The organism is Pseudomonas sp. GW456-E7 (assembly GCF_059424105.1).
The window spans coordinates 1-16544 of the sequence record NZ_JBWKZB010000076.1; the positions used below are offsets into that span (position 1 = coordinate 1).

Here is a 16544-nt window from a genome sequence, read left to right on the forward strand (position 1 = left end):
GCCCGCTCCCACAGGGGAATGCATTCCAATGTGGGAGCGGGCTTGCTCGCGAAGGCGTCAGAACAGCCAACACAAAATCAGGAGTATTGGACTTCGATCTCGTCCAGTTGATGATCAAAGCTTTTAAGCCGCGCCGTCCAGGTGTACACCAGCACTTCGAAGTCGCGGTTGATCACCGCTCCGCCCGTCACTTCCGCGCGGGGGTCGCAGACGTCCAGTTGATAACGTTCGCGGGCCATGGCCGTGGCGACATCGGCCAGCTCCCGGGCATTGCTGAGCCAGTGCCGACCGTCGTCAGCCACTTGCCGATCCAGTGCCAGGCATTGTTTTTTCAGGGTTTCGAGGCTTTTTTCCAGCGGCGTGCCGGTCAATTCGCCCATGACTTCCTGGAACGTGCGCCCCGGTTGCCAGTAACTGCCCCAGAAATAACGGTCGAACACCGTTTCGACACGACGCAACGCCACCTTGGTATCCCAGATCAGGACCAGGGTCTTGCCTTGTTCGAGTTGTCTTTTTTTGATGCGCTGATTCTGGACCGACGCCCAGGCCACCACCGCAACGGACATCACGGCGATCAACGCGACGGCACTGTCGAGGAACACCAGAGCCTTGTCGATCTGGTGGGCCAGCATGACGCCGTAGAAATAGGTGGCCGACAGCAGCACTAATGCCACGATGGCGCACCAGAAACCGAGAGCATAAGGGTTTTTCATTATTGGTTTCCCCCTGACCTGCGCGAGCCTTGTGCGAAGAAAGGGCGCTTTGCACGAGGCGCCCCTCCAACACTTCAAAGCATAGCAACGGCCTCAGGGTTTGCCGGAGTTCGACGCTTGCGTTCGTCCGCTTTCCCAGCCGCCGCCCAACGCAAGGAACAAATCGATCTGGCTGGCGGCTACCTGGGTGTTGGCAGCGGCCAATTGCGCCGTGACATCCGTGTAAGTGCGGGTCGCTTGCAAGTCCGCCAGGAACGATTCGCGACCGGCCTGGAAGAAGCGATGGGTCTGTTCAGCCGCCAGTTTTGCCGATTGCTCGGCATCGGCCAGGGCGTCGCGGCGTTGCAGCAAGGCCGTGTATTGGGCAAGGCTGGTCTGGGTTTCACGAATCGCGTTGAGCACCACCCCATCGAAATGCGCCAGCGTGGCCTGGGTCACCGCTTCGGCTTCGCGGATGCGCGCCCGGGCGCCGTTGGTCGGGACCTTCCAGGTCAGCGACGGGCCGAAGCCCCAGCGGTTGGTCGACGGGTCGCCGAGATCGTCGAGGATACCGACGGTACCGATGGTCGCGCCGATGCTGATATTCGGGTACAGCTCACCCGTGGCGACACCGATACCGGCCGTCGCGGCCGCCAGCCGCCGCTCGGCCTGCCGCACATCCGGGCGACGCTTGAGTAGCGCGGCGCCATCGCCCACCGGGACCAATTGCGCGATTTTCGGCAGCTCGTCGCAGGTCGCGGTGCCAGCCGGCAGTTGGTCCACCGGCTTGGCCAGCAACATCGACAGGCGATACAGCCCGGCCTGACGTGAGGCCTCATAGCGCGGCATGTCGGCGCGCAGGGATTTGAATTGGGTTTGCGAGCGGGTGACCTGGGTTTCGTCGCCACGCCCGGCATCGCGCAGGCGCTGGATCAGTGTGGTGCTTTGCGCTTGCAGGTCGAGGGAGTGCTGGGCGATTTCCCGCTCTTCATTGGCCGCGCACACCTGGGTGTAGGCCCGTACCACGTCGGCCACCACGGTGATGCGTGCCGTATCGGCGGCGGCCTGCGTCGCATCGGCATTGGCCTTGGCCGCTTCGATACCGCGTTGCAAGGTCCCGAACAGGTCGAACTGGTAAGACGCGCTGATGCCGATGTCGCCAATGTTGGCTACCGGCACTTTTTCCGGTAGCAGGAACGCCTGGCCGGACTCCTGCAAGCGCTGGGCGCCCATCTGCACGCCGCCGCTCCAGCCGCCTGCCGCTTCGGCCTCATCCACCTGAGCGCGAGACCGCAACAGGCTGGCCGCCGCCACGCGCAAATCGGTGTTGGAGGCCATGGCCTGCTGTACCAGCTGGTCGAGTCGCGGGTCCTTGTACAGGCGCCACCAATCGGCCGGCACCGGTGCGGACACCACCGTTTTGCCGTCGACCGCCAGATCGCCCTGGATATCTGGACGATGGACAGCCGCCTCTTCGGGCAAGTGATAATCCGGCCCGACCATCTGACACGCCGACAGCAGCAAACCTAAACCGGCGACCGCCAAACCCGAGGCCTTGCTCATTGCGCCGGCTCCCGTTGCTGATCGTCGATGATCGATACCGTGGCGGTGCGCCCGGCGATCATGCGGAAATCTTCCGGCACGTCATCGAAGGCGATGCGCACCGGAATCCGTTGGGCCAGGCGCACCCAACTGAAGGCCGGGTTGACGTTGGGCAGCAGGTTGTTGCCGCTGGTGCGGTCGCGGTCTTCGATACCGGCAACGATGCTTTCTACGTGCCCGCGCAAGCGCGCATTGTCGCCGATCACCCGGATGTCGACGTTCTGGCCGATATGGATGCCGTTCAGTTTGGTTTCTTCGAAATAACCGTCGATGTGGAACGAATTGCTGTCAACCACCGATAGCACCGGACGCCCGGCGCTGACGAACTCCTGGGTCCGTGGCGCACGGTCGTTGACGTAGCCGTCCACCGGGCTGCGGATCACCGAGCGGTCGAGGTTGAGCTGCGCGCTGTCCACCGCCACCTGGGCTTCCATCAAGGCCACCTGGGCGCGGGCCACTTTCGACTGGCTTTCTTCCAGTTGCTCAGCCGGCACCAGGTTACCGAGACCTTTGTTTCGCCTGGCCTCGCGCTGGGCCTGGGCCAGGGTTTCTTCGCGGTCGGCGACAGCCGCTTTCGCTTGGCGCAGTGCCAGCTTGAAGCGGTCCGGATCGATGCTGAACAGCACCTGGCCGCGCTTGACCAACTGGTTGTCGCGCACCTCCACTTGCTGGATCAACCCGGAAACATCCGGCGCGATTTGCACGATGTCGGCACGGATGTGCCCATCGCGGGTCCAGGGCGCGAACATGTAATACATCACCATGCGCCAGACCACGACCACGGCAAAGCTCACGATCAGCAGGGTCAACACCACGCGACCAAGGGTTAGAAAGGGTTTTTTCATGTCATCAGGTATCGACTGAGTGAGTCCACGGCGCCAAGCAGCAGGGCGTAGAGGGCCACGTTGAACAATGCCCGGTGCCAGACCAGACGGTAAAAGTGCAGGCGCGTCAGCACCCCGTGCACCAACAGGTACAACACATAGGTAATGCCCATCAGCACCAGCAGCGTGGGCAGAAACACCCCGCTGAGATCCAGGTCACCGATCATAAAGGCGCTCCATCAATGCCATGGGGAAGCGGTTCTTCGGGCTCGGCGGCACCGACGAATTCGACACCTGGCAACAGTGCCAGGCGCAGGCCGCTCAGGGCGTGCAGCAGATGCCGACGGGTTTCGTCATCGCCGGCACCGCTGAGGGCGCGACGCGTGCGGTCGAGGGTCATCAGCAGCGGGCTCGGTGCCGGCAAGCGCTCACCGGCCTTGAGACAGGCCTTGAAGTACTCGCCAACCTCGGCGACTACCTGGCGCAGCAGCACCTGCGGCACACCGAGGACCCGCGGCGTATGGGCGAGCAGGTCCAGCAGATTCAGCGCCACCCGCACTTCCCGCAGCGCCACGCCGGAGTCCTGGCCGGTCATGGCCAGGCGCGGCAGGTGCTGCATCAGCCGATCGAGCATCTTTATGCCCAGCAGCCGATGTTCGGACAACGTGGCCGGCTCGGAGAGGCCGACAATGTCACGCCAGCTGAAACGGGTCAGGCGCTTGGCTGCCAGCTCGGCCCCGAACGGCCGGGCGATCAGGGTCCAGATGAACGCGAACAGCAGCCCCATCGGACCGGCCAGGTTGGAGTTGGCGAAACTGAGGAAGTCGGCGTCGTAGGCCCCCTGGATGCTGATGAAGGACGAGGTGTTGACCAGGGTCAGCAGCATGCCCAGGTAAAACTGCGGCTTGACCGTCAGGGTGCCGACGCAAATGAACGGCACGGCAAACGCCAGCACCAGCATCGGAAAGTCATGCAGGTTGGGCAGCACCAGAAACAGATAAAGGCTGGCGAACACCACCGACATCGCCGTCCAGAAAAAGAACCGGTAAATCTGCGGCGCCGGGTCGTCCATCGAGGCGAAGAAGCTGCACGCCACCGCTGCCAGGATCACGGCGCTGCCGCCATCGGTCCAGCCGAGCAGAATCCACAACACCGAGGCCACGATAATCGCAGTGACGGTGGAAGCCGCGGAATACAACATCAGGCCGCGATCCAGAAACGGGGACAGCCGCCCCAGCCGCCAGTGCCGATACACCGCGCGCCAGCTGTCCTGGCTTTCGCACTGGATGGCGTATTGCAGGCTGCGGCAGTCCTGCCACAAATCGATCCACTCGCCGAGACGGTAGATCGCGTTGGAGAACAGCAGTTGCTTGCGGTCATCCAGCGCTTCGGAGGCGGGTTGCAGGGCTTCCAGTTGATCCTTGAGTGCTTGCCAGCGGTCGAGGTCGGCATCCTTGTGCGCGAGCCATTCGGTGGTGGCCGTCAGCAACGGCGCGAACTTGTCCACAAGCTCGGGCGTACGTCGTTCCAGGGCATAAAGCGCATCGTCGAGGGCATCGACTACCGGCAGCAGATGAATCATCCGCCCACGCAACTCCTTGGTATTGCGCACCGTCTGCGGACGCGAACCTTCGTGTGGCAACTGACCGATCATCAACTCCAGGGAGTTGAAGGTGGCGACCATCGATGCGCGCAACGCACTGACTTCTTCAGGCTGCACGTTGCGACTGAGGAAACGCAGGCTGTAGGTCGATGCATCGGTAAACCATTTGCTCACCGAATCATTGAACACCGGCGCCAGGCGCCGCGGCCAGAACATGGCACCGACCACTGCCGCCACGGCGATGCCGAGAAAGATTTCTTCGGTCCGCGCCTCGGCCACGTCCCACACCCCCAGCGGGTTGTTCACCACCGGCAGGGCGATCAACGGCAAGGTATAACCGGCAAGCATCAAGGCGTAGTTGTTCGCAGTGCGCAAATGCAGGGACAGAAACAGCAGCGTGCCGGTCCACAGCGCAATCACCACCACCAGCACGTAGGGGCTCTGCACGAACATCGGCACGAACAGCACCGCCGCCGCCGCGCCGATAAAGGTGCCGACTGCCCGGTACAACGCCTTGGAACTGGTAGGGCCGAGAAACGGGCTGGAAACGATGTACACCGTGGCCATCGCCCAGTACGGACGCGGCATTTGCATGAGCAAGGCGATGTACAGCGCGATCATCGAGGCGGCGAAGGTGCGGACCCCATAGAACCAGTCTCGCGCCGGGGGCATGCCAGCAAAAAATCCGTTCAAGAGTTGGCCACCGATGGCGGCGTGGCCGCTTCAAAAGCTCTCAGTACCCGCAGCGTAGCTTCCAGATCACTCGGGTCAATACCTTCCAGGACTTCCTGGCGCAAGCGCACCAGTTCCACTTCAACCGCCTGCACCAGCTCCCGGCCGGTTTCGGTCAGGCTCAGGCATTTGGCGCGGCGGTCCTGGGTATCTTCGGTCCGGCAGACGTATCCGGAATGGCACAGTTGATCCAGCAGGCGCACCAGCGATGGGCTCTCCATCCCTGCGGCTTGCGCCACCGTCACCTGGCGCACGCCCTCGCCCAGGCGCCCGATCATCAACAGCGGAACGGCGCAGGCTTCGGAGATTCCATAGTTGACCAGCGTGGTCTGGCAGATTTTGCGCCAATGCCTGGCGGCCACCACCATGGCACTGCTGATGTTCATCTGGAGAACGTCGAGGTTGTTCGGCACGAGGGAAAATACACACTGTTAGTTTGCTAACTATCAATATTGCATTGGAGAGGATTTTCCGTCAAGTTTTGAAACAAATTGGCTGCCATCCGTCGCGAAGCCATAGAGGTGAATCAGCCAACGTACTGAAGATGTATATACTTTGTCATTACGACAACCGAGAAGGCAGCCATGTCTAAACAAGCCGTTTTTACAATGAAACTTGAGTCTGAATTGCGTGAACAGTTCATGGCAGAGGCAGACGCCGCTCATCGCCCCGCCTCGCAAATCGTCCGGGAAATGATGCGTCAGTTTGTTCAAACCCAACGGGAGGCTCGCGAGTACGAAGCATTCCTGCAGCGCAAGGTCGACACCGCACGCGCTTCGATGCGCGCCGGCGACGGGCTGACAAATGATGAAATCGAGGCAGAGTTCGCTGCCAGGCGCAGGCGGGCCGAGCGACAAGAATGAAAATAATATGGACGAAAGAAGCAGCACAGGACCGTGCAGACATTTGGGATTACCTGCATGCCGTTAACCCGAAAGCAGCCATCGACATGGACAACCGGTTCAGCGATGCACTATCCCGGCTTGCCCAAAACCCGGAAAGCGGCCCTGCCGGGATCATTTCAGGCACTCGCGAGCTGATTCCACATCAGAGTTACCGCATTGTTTATGAACAGGGACTGGACGCCATCTGGATACTCGCCCTGGTCCATACTTCTCGACAGTGGCCGCCCGGACGATGACGGTTCACACCCCCCGCCCCTTCCTCAACATCACATCCAGTTGATCCACCACCTCCGCCCAATCTGCGTCATCGAGTATCTCCTCACGCAGAAGCTCCGCCTGGCTCGGGCTCCAGAAAAATGCATCCGCAAGGTGCAGTTCAGGTTTGAGCGGTGAATGGGTGGCGATGAATTTATCGATGCTTTCGGCGTCGTCCGGCAGGCCGAGTTGTTTGAACAGCGAAGGGAGGTTGTGGGTTGGGTTTTCCATGTCGAACTCCTGGGGACCAATTTAGGGACCGCTACGCGGTCATCGCGAGCAAGCTCGCTCCCACAGGTTTTGTGATCGACACAGACCCTTGTGGGAGCGAGCTTGCTCGCGATGACGGCAGCGAAGACGCTGCAGACCTAATGACTCAACTCCCGCACCTCCGCATGCGGCACCATTTTCAGGAACTCGGGCATGTCCATGCGCACCAGATTGACGTGGTTGCCGGCCTCCAGATAGATGTCTTTCTGCCGGGTCAGCAGCGGGTCGATGACCACCTCCAACCCATAGGACTCACCCAGCGCCGGTACGGCACCGCGTTCGCAATCGTCGAACAGGTGCGCCAGGTTGCTTTCCCGGGAAACCTGCCACTCACCGCTGCTGCGGACCTTGCTCAGGTCAAGGTGACGGCTGGCGGGCAGCACGGCCATCAGGTAGTGCCCATGGTGATCGTCGAGGATCACCGATTTGGCCACCCGTTCGGCAGGAATACCGGCGACCCGCGCCGTTTCGAGGCTGCTGGCCGAGTGGGGGTGGCTGACGATGTCATATTCGCATTGAGCCTTTTCCAGGCTTCGCTGCACAGTTCTTGCCATACGCATGATGCACCTCGGTGTCCGCCGTGATCGCTGGCAGACGATGGTTAAAGCGTTGCTTGCGTAGTAAAAGTCTAGGCCCGCCGGCGTAATCCGGCGGGAAATCCGCCCATCGGCCGACGACGACAATTGAGCAAAATTCATACAGGCCGAGGCTCAACTAAACTGAACTCAGAGCCACTCCACGACTCTCCCGGAGGGTCAGGTGAACACGCGTTGTTGTGCAGTTGCGTTGCTGTTGGCGTTGAGCGGATCGGCCTTCGCTGCCGACACGGTGGTGTTGCTGGTGCCCAATCCCGTGGGGATCTGGCTGATCACCTTCGGCATCGCGTTCCTGATCGCCGAAGCGGCCCTGCCCAATTACGGCGTGATCGGCCTGGGCGGCATCGTGATGTTCGTGATCGGCGCGGTGATCCTGTCCAACACCGAAGTGCCCGTGCCGTTGATGATCGGCCTGGCAGTGGTCAGCGCGCTGCTACTGATCTACCTGGTGATTCACGCCTTGAAAACCCGACCGCGCCACATCGTCAGTGGTGATGCCGGGCTGCTCGGCAGCGTGACGGCAGTGACGTCATTGCAGGCCGGCAACGCCTATGGCGGCTGGATTCATCTGCAAGGAGAACGATGGCAAGTGCTCAGCGCAACGCCGCTGCAACCCGGGCAACAGGTGCGGGTGGTGGGGCGCAAGGGCTTGCTGCTGCAAGTGGCCGCGGCTGACGCGGCGCCGGGCGGAGAATAGTCATGGGTTTGCAATTGGGTCTTGTCGCGCTGCTGCTGTTGCTCATCGCACTGGCGGGGTCGACGTTCCGCATCCTGCGCGAGTACGAGCGCGGGGTGGTGTTCCAGCTCGGGCGCTTCTGGCAGGTCAAGGGTCCCGGCCTGATCCTGCTGATTCCGGTGGTCCAGCAAATGGTCAGGGTCGACTTGCGCACCGTGGTGCTGGACGTGCCGCCGCAAGACGTGATCACCCGCGACAACGTGTCGGTCAAGGTCAACGCGGTGCTGTATTTCCGCGTGCTCGATCCGCAGAAAGCCATCATCCAGGTCGAGGATTTCCTGGCCGCCACCAGTCAATTGGCGCAAACCACGTTGCGGGCGGTGCTGGGTAAACACGAACTGGACGAACTGCTGGCCGAACGCGAACGGCTGAACCTGGACATCCAGCAAGTGCTCGACGCCCAGACCGACGCCTGGGGCATCAAGGTCGCCAACGTCGAGATCAAGCACGTGGACCTCAACGAATCGATGATCCGCGCCATTGCCAGGCAGGCAGAAGCCGAACGGGAACGGCGCGCCAAGGTGATCCACGCCGAAGGCGAATTGCAGGCCTCGGAAAAACTCATGCAGGCCGCCGAAATGCTGGGCCGCCAACCGGGGGCCATGCAACTGCGCTACATGCAGACCCTGAGTTCGATTGCCGGCGACAAGAGCTCGACCATCGTCTTTCCGTTGCCGATCGAGTTGCTCAAGGGCATGGCTGACTTGTCGTCGAAACCCTGAACGCCGATCGGTCAGGACCTGGGCAGCACTTCGGATTCAGCGAGCCAGGTCAGCAGTCGATCAAGGCAGGCCTCGACCGTTTGTACCCCGGTGTCGAGCACCAGCGCCGCATCGACGGGCGCCTGATACGGCGCAGACACCCCGGTAAAGCCGGTCAGCTCTCCACGTCGGGCACGGGCATAGTGACCTTTCGGATCACGTTGCTCGCACACCGCCAGGGCCGCGCTGCACCAGACTTCCCGGTAGTCGTCACCGAGTCGCCGGGCGAACACATCACGCAATTCCACCAAGGGCGCGATCATCGCCATGATCACGATGTGTCCGTTCTCCACCAGCAACGATGCCAGTTCGCTGGCGCGGCGGATGTTCTCCTGACGATCGCTGTCGCCAAAGCCCAGGTCTCGGTTGAGCCCCACCCGCAGCCCATCACCATCGAGCACCACGCTTTGCAGTCCGCGGGCAAACAACTCGGCGTGCAGCGCTTGCGCAAGGGTCGACTTGCCTGCCGCCGGCAGGCCGGTCAGCAGGATGGCCGCGCCGCGATGACCGTTGCGTCGCTCGCGCTGAGCCCGGCTGACGCTGGCGGTCGGGGCCTTCACGTCAGCGCACCGGGGCATGCGTCACCGGCACCGTAATATCACCTGCCGCCCAGGCCGCTTCGCGGTTGGCCAGGGCCGTGGCGATGGACTGGACTTGCGTCGATTGCACCTGATCCGGCAGCGGGTCGAGACCGGCGCTGGCGAAAATCTGCCCATAGGCGTTGCGCAGGTCGGCGTAGGACAGGTCACGACGCAGATCGGCCTGCAAGGTGTTGAGTTCCCCCTGGATCAGATCAAGCTCGCCGATACCGTCCGCCTGGTGACGGTTGCGCAACTGACCGACGATTTGCCCGTCGATGTCCGACAATTGCTGATTGGTCTTGAACTGGCGCAAGGCCTCGCGGTAGTTGGCATTGGCCACATACAACTGCGCCAGCACCGCAATCGACATCGCCTGACGGCGCGCCGTGGCGACTTCTTCACCGGCCTTGGCGACGTCGATCGCCGCTGGAGCCGAGATCACGTTGAACAGGTTCCAGGTGACTTTGACGCCGTAATCGGCCCAGCCTTGCTCCACCAGGAACGAGTTGCTGTCGTAATGTCCGCCGGCGGAGAACTCCAGGCCCGGCAGCAGGCGCAACATGGCCTTGCGGGTCTCGGCCGCACTGATGCGGGTCTGATAATCCTGTTCGCGCAGTTCCGGACGACTGGTCAAGGCTTCCTGTTCGAGGCTGGCCAGATCGACCTTGAGCTCGGGAATCTCATAACCGTTATCGGTCGCCAGGGTCAGCTCCGTGCCCATCGGCAGGTTGATCAGGGTGGCCAGTTCGGTCTTGGCCAGTGACAACGCACGGCGCTGCTCTTCCAGCTGGCGGGTCGCCTCGATCAGCGAGCGCTGATAACCGAGGGCCTGCACCGGGTCGCCAATGCGTTGCTGGCTCATGCTCTGGCTGTTGTTGCGCGCGGTTTCAACCCGCGCCATCAGGCTGTCGATCTGTGTGAGCAGGCGTTCGGCGGCCATCGCCCGCCAGTACGCCGAGCGCACGTCCTGGACGATGGTATTGATCACCTTGCGCCGACGCTCCTGAACGATCAGGCGCTGGTCGCCCTGCTGCTTGGCGCTGATGTAACTGACACCAAAATCGAGCACGTTCCAGACCATGGTCAGGTCCGCTACATCACGGTCGCGGTCCTGGGAGGTCGAAGGTTCCAGGGACTGCGTGCCGGTGCGCACACTCTGGCTGCTGGAGGCGTTGACGTTGTTGCGCCCCACGTATCCGGCGTCCAGCGCCATGCGCGGCAGCATGTCGAAACTGGCGAGGTCGAGCTGACGCTTGGCCAGGGCCTCTTCCATGATTTTCAACCGGCCTTCGAGGTTGTATTTCACCGCGCGGGCCATGGCCTGGTGCAGGGTCAACGGGCCACCAAGGGGCTCCTGCCCCTTGTACATGGCTTGCAGGTCACTTTTGGCCCGCTGCTCACTGACACTGCGTTCGATCGGCTCACTGGTGACTGCGCATCCGCTGATCGCCAGCGACAGCAGGCTGGCGCCGAACAACTTATGACTTTTTTTCATCCTTGCATCGCCCCTGGGTGCCGCATCAAAAGTGAAAGTTTTCATCAGGCCTGCATTTCGCTGATGCCGGCCAGCTTCAGAGCGGCGGCCAGCTTGTCGACCTGCTGCTGCTCGTTGTCTTTGAGTTGTTGCAATTGCTGACCCAGGGTCGGTGCGCCAAATACCCCACGCAGGCCTTGGGAAACATCGCCGGACTTGATCGACTGACTGCCAAAGGCGTTCAACGAATCGCGCTCTGCACTGCTGTCCTGATTGAACAGGCTCGACAGCGTGCTGGTGCCGAACACACCGCCGTCGCCGCCACCGAAACCGAGGAAACCATGCCCCGAGCCATCGCCTCCGCTGTCACTGCTGGTGAAAACCTGTGCAATGAAACTCGGGGTCAATGCGCCGTGGTTCATGAAAATATCGCCCAACGGCCGGATGCCGTTGCCGATCACCCGTTGTTCGAACAACGGCTGGAAGGTCAATGGTGAAGTGAGGTTGCCCGTCGGAGGCGTGAAAATGGTTGGTTGCAGCGGCACGTTAGGCACATCGGGCAGCGTCACCGGGGTGCTGCTTTGGAACTCGGGGTCTACCGTTACGACGACAACCGACGAGGTCGGCACCGTGTTGATGACAAAGTTGCCGGACTGGCTGACGCCGCTGCCACTGTTGCCGGCCATGTCGCTGATACCGGCGCGGTTGATGCTGATCGCATTGCTGGCGATATTGACGTTGGCGGTCGGCGTCAGCATCGCGGTCCAGGTCTTGCCGCCATCGCTGCTGCGCAGGTCGGACAAGGTGCCGTTGGCAATACTGATGTCGGACAAATCAAAACCGCTGACCGCTTCACTGAAGGTGATGGTCACCTGCGAGGTCTGGCCCACGCCCAGGTTCGGATTGGCGACCACGACGGTGGCGGTCGGCAGTTCGCTGTCGAGGGTGTAATTGTTCGACACCGCCACGGTGTTGCCGGTGTTGCCCACCAGATCGGTGACGTTGCGGGTGTCCAGGGCGATGAAGTTGCTTGGGTCGGTGACATTGGCCGTCGGTGTGAACGTCGCGGTCCAGGTCTTGCCGCCATCGCTGCTGGCGAGATTGCTCAGGTCGCCATTGGTCACGCTCAAATCGGACAGATCGAAGTTGCTGACGGCCTCGCTGAAGGTGAAGGTTACCGTAGTGGTCTGGCCGATACCCAGGTTCGGGTTGGCAACCACGATGCTCACCGTCGGCCGGGTCGCATCGAGCGCGAAGTTGTTGGAGATGGCGATACTCGCACCGAAGTTGCCGGCAACGTCCTGCACGCGACCGGTGTCGAGCACGATCAGGTTGGTTGCATCGCTGACATTGGCGGTCGGCGTCAGGGTCGCAGTCCAGGTCACGCCGCCATCGCTGCTGCTCAGGTTCGACAGCGTGCCATTGGCAACACTGATGTCCGACAGGTCGAAACCGCTCACCGCTTCGCTGAAGGTGATGGTCACAGTGGTGGTTTCGCCGATGCCGAGCTGCGAGTCGGCAACCACGATGGTCGCGGTGGGCAGTGCGGTGTCGATGGCAAAACCGTTCGAATCGGTGGTGCCCGATCCGATGTTGCCCGACCCATTGGCCACGCCGCTATTGTCGAGCGTAATCAGGTTGCTGGCGTCGGTAACGTTCGAGGTTGGCGTAAAGACCGCTGTCCAGGTGATGCCGCCGTCGCTGCTGCTGACGTTGCTCAATGTACCGTTGACGATGGCCAGGTCGGCGTTGCTGAAACCGCTCACCGCCTCGCTGAAGGTGATGGTCACCAGCGTCGTTTCGCCGGCCTTGAGCGCCGTGTCGGCGATCACAATGCTGGCGGTCGGCACACTGGTTTGCACCAGGTAATTCGCCGAGTTGGTCACCCCGCTCCCGGCGTTGCCTGCCGCGTCGGTGACACCGGTGTTGTCCAGAGTGATGAGGTTGGTGGTGTCGGTGATGCTGGCGGTGGGCGTAAAGGTCGCCGTCCAGGTGACGCCGCCGTCACTGCTGCTCAACCCGCTCAAGCTGCCATTGGCGACGCTCAGATCGGAACTGTCCAGACCACTGACCGCTTCGCTGAAGGTGATGGTCACCAGGGTTGTTTCGCCGGGACGAAGGTCGGTGTCGGCCATGACAATGGTCGCGGTCGGGCGTTGGCTGTCGATCGTGTAGTTGTTCGAGTCCGTGGTGCCGCTGCCGGCGTTGCCCGCCGCATCCTGAACACCGCTGTTATCGAGCTGGATGAGGTTGCTGGTGTCGGTGATAGCAGCCAACGGTGTCAGGGTGGCCGTCCAGGTGATGCCGCCGTCGCTGCTGCTCACCGCGCTCAGGGTGCCATTGGCGATGGTCAGGTCGGCGTTGCTGAAACCACTCACCGCTTCGCTGAAGGTAATGGTCACCAGCGAGGTTTCGCCGACGTTCAGGGCAGTGTCGGCGACCACGATGGTGGCGGTCGGGCGCTGGGTGTCGATGGCGTAGGTGTTGGAATCGGTGGTGCCGCTGCCGGCATTGCCGGAGGCGTTTTGCACGCCGCTGTTGTCCAGGATGATCAGGTTGCTGGCGTCGGTGATGTTGGCGGTGGGCGTAAAGGTCGCCGTCCAGGTGACGCCGCCGTCGCTGCTGCTCACAGCGCTCAAGGTGCCGTTGGCGATGCTCAGGTCAGCGTTGCTGAAGCCGGTCACTGCCTCGCTGAACGTGATGGTCACCACCGTGGTTTCGCCGACGTTCAGGGCGTTGTCGGCGACCACGATGGTGGCTGTCGGCAGTACGGTGTCAATGGTGAAATTGGCGGAATTGGTCGTACCGGTACCGGCGTTGCCGGCCAGGTCGGCGATGCCGCTGTTGTCCAGGATGATCAGGTTGGTCGTGTCGTTGATCGCAACGTTCGGCGTGAACGTCGCAGTCCAGGTGATGCCGCCATCGCTGCTGCTCACCGCGCTCAACGTGCCGTTGGGAACGGACAGGTCGGCGTTGTCGAAACCGCTCACCGCCTCGGAGAAGGTGATGGTTACCAACGAGGTTTCACCGGCACTCAGCGTCGGGTCGGCCAGGACGATGGTGGCCGTCGGGCGAACCGTGTCGATGGCGTAGTTGTTGGAGTCGGTGGTGCCGCTGCCGGTGTTGCCCGACAGGTCGCTGACCCCGGTATTGTCCAGGGTGATCAGGTTGGTCGTGTCGTGGATGCTCGCCGAAGGCGTGAAGGTTGCAGTCCACGTAATGCCGCCGTCGCTGCTGCTTACCGAGGTCAACGTGCCGTTGGCAATGGTCAGGTCGGCGTTGGTGAAACCGCTGACCGCTTCACTGAAGGTGATCGTCACCAGCGAGGTTTCGCCGATGCTCAGTGCCGTGTCCGTCACCACGATGGTCGCCGTCGGGCGCTGGGTGTCGATGGCGTAGTTGTTGGAATCGGTGGTGCCGCTGCCCGCGTTGCCCGAGGCGTTTTGCACACCGCTGTTGTCCAGGGTGATGACGTTGCTGGTGTCGGTGATGGCGCTGGTCGGGGTGAAGGTCGCGGTCCAGGTGATGCCGCCGTCGCTGCTGCTGACGGAGGTCAAGGTGCCGTTGGCGATGGTCAGGTCGGCATTGGTGAAACCGCTGACGGCTTCGCTGAACGTGATGGTCACCAGCGAGGTTTCGCCAACGTTCAAGGCGTTGTCGGCGACCACGATGGTGGCCGTCGGCAGCACGGTGTCGATGGTGAAGTTGGCGGAAATTGTCGTGCCGGTGCCGGCGTTGCCGGCCAGATCGGTGACGCCGCTGTTGTCCAGGATGATCAGGTTGGTCGTGTCGTTGATCGCAACGTTCGGCGTGAACGTCGCCGTCCAGGTAATGCCGCCGTCGCTGCTGCTCACCGCGCTCAACGTGCCGTTGGGAACGGACAGGTCGGCATTGTCGAATCCGCTCACCGCCTCGGAGAAGGTGATGGTTACCAACGAGGTTTCACCGGCACTCAGCGTCGCGTCGGCCAGCACAATCGTGGCGGTCGGGCGGACCATGTCGATGGCATAGTTGTTGGAGTCGGTAGTGCCGCTGCCGGCGTTGCCCGACAGGTCGCTGACCCCGGTATTGTCCAGGGTGATCAGGTTGGTCGTGTCGTTGATGCTCGCCGAAGGCGTGAAGGTTGCCGTCCAGGTGATGCCGCCGTCGCTGCTGCTCACCGAGGTCAACGTGCCGTTGGCAATGGTCAGGTCGGCGTTGGTGAAACCGCTGACCGCCTCACTGAAGGTGATCGTCACCAATGAGGTTTCGCCAATGCTCAACGCCGAGTCCGTCACCACGATGGTCGCCGTCGGGCGCACGGTGTCGATGGCGTAGTTGTTGGAATCGGTGGTGCCACTGCCGGCATTGCCCGAGGCGTTTTGCACACCGCTGTTGTCCAGGGTGATGACGTTGCTGGTGTCGGTGATGGCGCTGGTCGGGGTGAAGGTCGCGGTCCAGGTGATGCCGCCGTCGCTGCTGCTGACGGAGGTCAAGGTGCCGTTGGCGATGGTCAGGTCGGCATTGGAGAAACCGCTGACGGCTTCGCTGAAGGTGATGGTCACCAACGACGTTTCACCGATTGCCAACGCATTGTCGGCCACCACGATGGTCGCCGTCGGCAGCACCGTATCGATGGTGTAGTTGCCGGAATTGGTGGTGCCGCTGCCGGTGTTGCCGGCTATGTCGGTCACGCCGGTATTGGCCAGGGTGATGATATTGCTGGCGTCACTTATGCCTGCGGTTGGCGTAAACGTCGCGGTCCAGGTAATCCCGCCGTCGCTGCTGCTGACTACGCTGAGCGTGCCGTTGGCGATGCTCAAGTCACTGTTGTCAAAACCGGTCACCGCCTCGCTGAAGGTGATCGTCACCAGTGAAGTTTCGCCGGCACTCAGGGTCGCGTCCGCCAGGACGATGGTGGCCGTCGGGCGCTGGCTGTCGATGGCGTAGTTGTTGGAGTCGGTGGTGCCGCTGCCGGTGTTACCCGCTGCATCCTGCACACCGCTGTTGTCCAGTGTGACCAGGTTGGTTGCATCAGTGATGCCCGCCGTCGGCGTCAGGGTCGCGGTATAAGTGATGTTATCGCTGGTGCTGAGATTGCTCAGAGTACCGTTGCTCACCGTCAGGTCGGCCGTGGTAAAGCCAGTCACCGCCTCGGAGAACGTGATAGTCACCACCGATGTCTGACCCACCGCCAGTGCCGAGTCAGTCACCACGATGGTCGCCGTTGGACGCACGGTGTCGATGGCGTAGTTGTTGGAATCGGTGGTGCCGCTGCCGGCATTGCCCGAGGCGTTTTGCACACCGCTGTTGTCCAGGGTGATAACGTTGCTGGTGTCAGTGATGGCGCTGGTCGGGGTGAAGGTCGCGGTCCAGGTGATGCCGCCGTCGCTGCTGCTGACAGAGGTCAAGGTGCCGTTGGCAATGGTCAGGTCGGCATTGGTGAAACCGGTCACGGCTTCGCTGAAAGTGATGGTCACCAACGACGTTTCACCGATTTTCAACGCATTGTCGGCGACCACGATGGTGGCTGT

The 16544-nt window shown here is 62.1% G+C and carries 15 protein-coding genes; 4 read left to right on the plus strand and 11 right to left on the minus strand.

All coding sequences use genetic code 11. From position 1 onward, the window contains the following. Window positions 1-77 precede the first annotated feature (77 nt). The 6 genes from AC07YV_RS28435 to AC07YV_RS28460 all read right to left on the minus strand — a co-directional run bounded on the left by AC07YV_RS28435 (window position 78) and on the right by AC07YV_RS28460 (window position 5839). Window positions 78-713, minus strand: coding sequence for an NADH:ubiquinone oxidoreductase subunit N (locus AC07YV_RS28435; RefSeq protein ID WP_102702586.1), 636 nt, complete (start codon window positions 711-713; stop codon window positions 78-80). A 93-nt stretch (window positions 714-806) separates the two neighbouring features. Next, window positions 807-2255 (minus strand): efflux transporter outer membrane subunit, encoded by a 1449-nt coding sequence (locus tag AC07YV_RS28440; protein WP_102702587.1) that lies wholly within the window; start codon window positions 2253-2255, stop codon window positions 807-809. Further along, window positions 2252-3139, minus strand: a complete 888-nt coding sequence (locus AC07YV_RS28445) for an efflux RND transporter periplasmic adaptor subunit (protein ID WP_102702588.1) — start codon at window positions 3137-3139, stop codon at window positions 2252-2254. The genes AC07YV_RS28440 and AC07YV_RS28445 overlap by 4 nt, the downstream gene beginning before the upstream one ends. Then, window positions 3136-3345 carry a DUF1656 domain-containing protein gene (locus AC07YV_RS28450; RefSeq protein WP_007987399.1) on the minus strand — a complete coding sequence of 70 codons (210 nt, stop codon included), beginning with the start codon at window positions 3343-3345 and terminating at the stop codon, window positions 3136-3138. The genes AC07YV_RS28445 and AC07YV_RS28450 overlap by 4 nt, the downstream gene beginning before the upstream one ends. After that, a complete protein-coding gene (locus tag AC07YV_RS28455; protein ID WP_102702589.1) occupies window positions 3342-5414 on the minus strand; it encodes an FUSC family protein in 2073 nt (690 codons plus the stop codon). The genes AC07YV_RS28450 and AC07YV_RS28455 overlap by 4 nt, the downstream gene beginning before the upstream one ends. Beyond that, a complete protein-coding gene (locus AC07YV_RS28460) occupies window positions 5411-5839 on the minus strand; it encodes a MarR family winged helix-turn-helix transcriptional regulator (RefSeq protein ID WP_102702590.1) in 429 nt (142 codons plus the stop codon). The genes AC07YV_RS28455 and AC07YV_RS28460 overlap by 4 nt, the downstream gene beginning before the upstream one ends. A gap of 198 nt (window positions 5840-6037) precedes the next feature. Between AC07YV_RS28460 and AC07YV_RS28465 the strand changes: the two genes are divergently transcribed. Beyond that, complete coding sequence (locus AC07YV_RS28465) at window positions 6038-6316, plus strand: antitoxin of toxin-antitoxin stability system (RefSeq protein ID WP_102702591.1); 279 nt, start codon at window positions 6038-6040, stop codon at window positions 6314-6316. After that, entirely contained in the window at window positions 6313-6594 is a 282-nt protein-coding gene (locus tag AC07YV_RS28470) for a type II toxin-antitoxin system RelE/ParE family toxin (protein WP_102702592.1), read from the plus strand. Before AC07YV_RS28465 ends, AC07YV_RS28470 begins: the two co-directional genes overlap by 4 nt. Before the next feature lie 4 nt (window positions 6595-6598). On the opposite strand, the gene AC07YV_RS28475 is transcribed toward AC07YV_RS28470, so the two are convergent. Together AC07YV_RS28475 and AC07YV_RS28480 are read right to left on the minus strand one after the other, a co-directional pair. Next, entirely contained in the window at window positions 6599-6844 is a 246-nt protein-coding gene (locus AC07YV_RS28475) for a DUF2789 domain-containing protein (protein ID WP_046040688.1), read from the minus strand. A gap of 137 nt (window positions 6845-6981) precedes the next feature. After that, window positions 6982-7443 carry an aminoacyl-tRNA deacylase gene (locus tag AC07YV_RS28480; RefSeq protein ID WP_007975646.1) on the minus strand — a complete coding sequence of 154 codons (462 nt, stop codon included), beginning with the start codon at window positions 7441-7443 and terminating at the stop codon, window positions 6982-6984. A gap of 199 nt (window positions 7444-7642) precedes the next feature. On the opposite strand from AC07YV_RS28480, the gene AC07YV_RS28485 reads away from it, so the two are divergent. Both AC07YV_RS28485 and AC07YV_RS28490 read left to right on the plus strand, forming a co-directional pair. Continuing rightward, the gene (locus AC07YV_RS28485) at window positions 7643-8176 is read left to right on the plus strand and encodes an NfeD family protein (protein ID WP_102702593.1); all 534 of its coding nucleotides are present in this window, start codon (window positions 7643-7645) and stop codon (window positions 8174-8176) included. Between the two features lie 2 nt (window positions 8177-8178). Then, a complete protein-coding gene (locus tag AC07YV_RS28490) occupies window positions 8179-8937 on the plus strand; it encodes a slipin family protein (protein WP_015092956.1) in 759 nt (252 codons plus the stop codon). 11 nt (window positions 8938-8948) lie between these two features. On the opposite strand, the gene cysC is transcribed toward AC07YV_RS28490, so the two are convergent. The 3 genes from cysC to AC07YV_RS28505 form a co-directional block, all read right to left on the minus strand. Continuing rightward, the gene (cysC, locus tag AC07YV_RS28495; RefSeq protein ID WP_102702594.1) at window positions 8949-9554 is read right to left on the minus strand and encodes an adenylyl-sulfate kinase; all 606 of its coding nucleotides are present in this window, start codon (window positions 9552-9554) and stop codon (window positions 8949-8951) included. Further along, window positions 9538-11052 (minus strand): TolC family protein, encoded by a 1515-nt coding sequence (locus AC07YV_RS28500; protein WP_102702595.1) that lies wholly within the window; start codon window positions 11050-11052, stop codon window positions 9538-9540. The genes cysC and AC07YV_RS28500 overlap by 17 nt, the downstream gene beginning before the upstream one ends. Before the next feature lie 44 nt (window positions 11053-11096). Further along, window positions 11097-16544: beta strand repeat-containing protein (locus tag AC07YV_RS28505; protein ID WP_494990386.1), on the minus strand; the 5448-nt coding region annotated here is incomplete at its 5' end.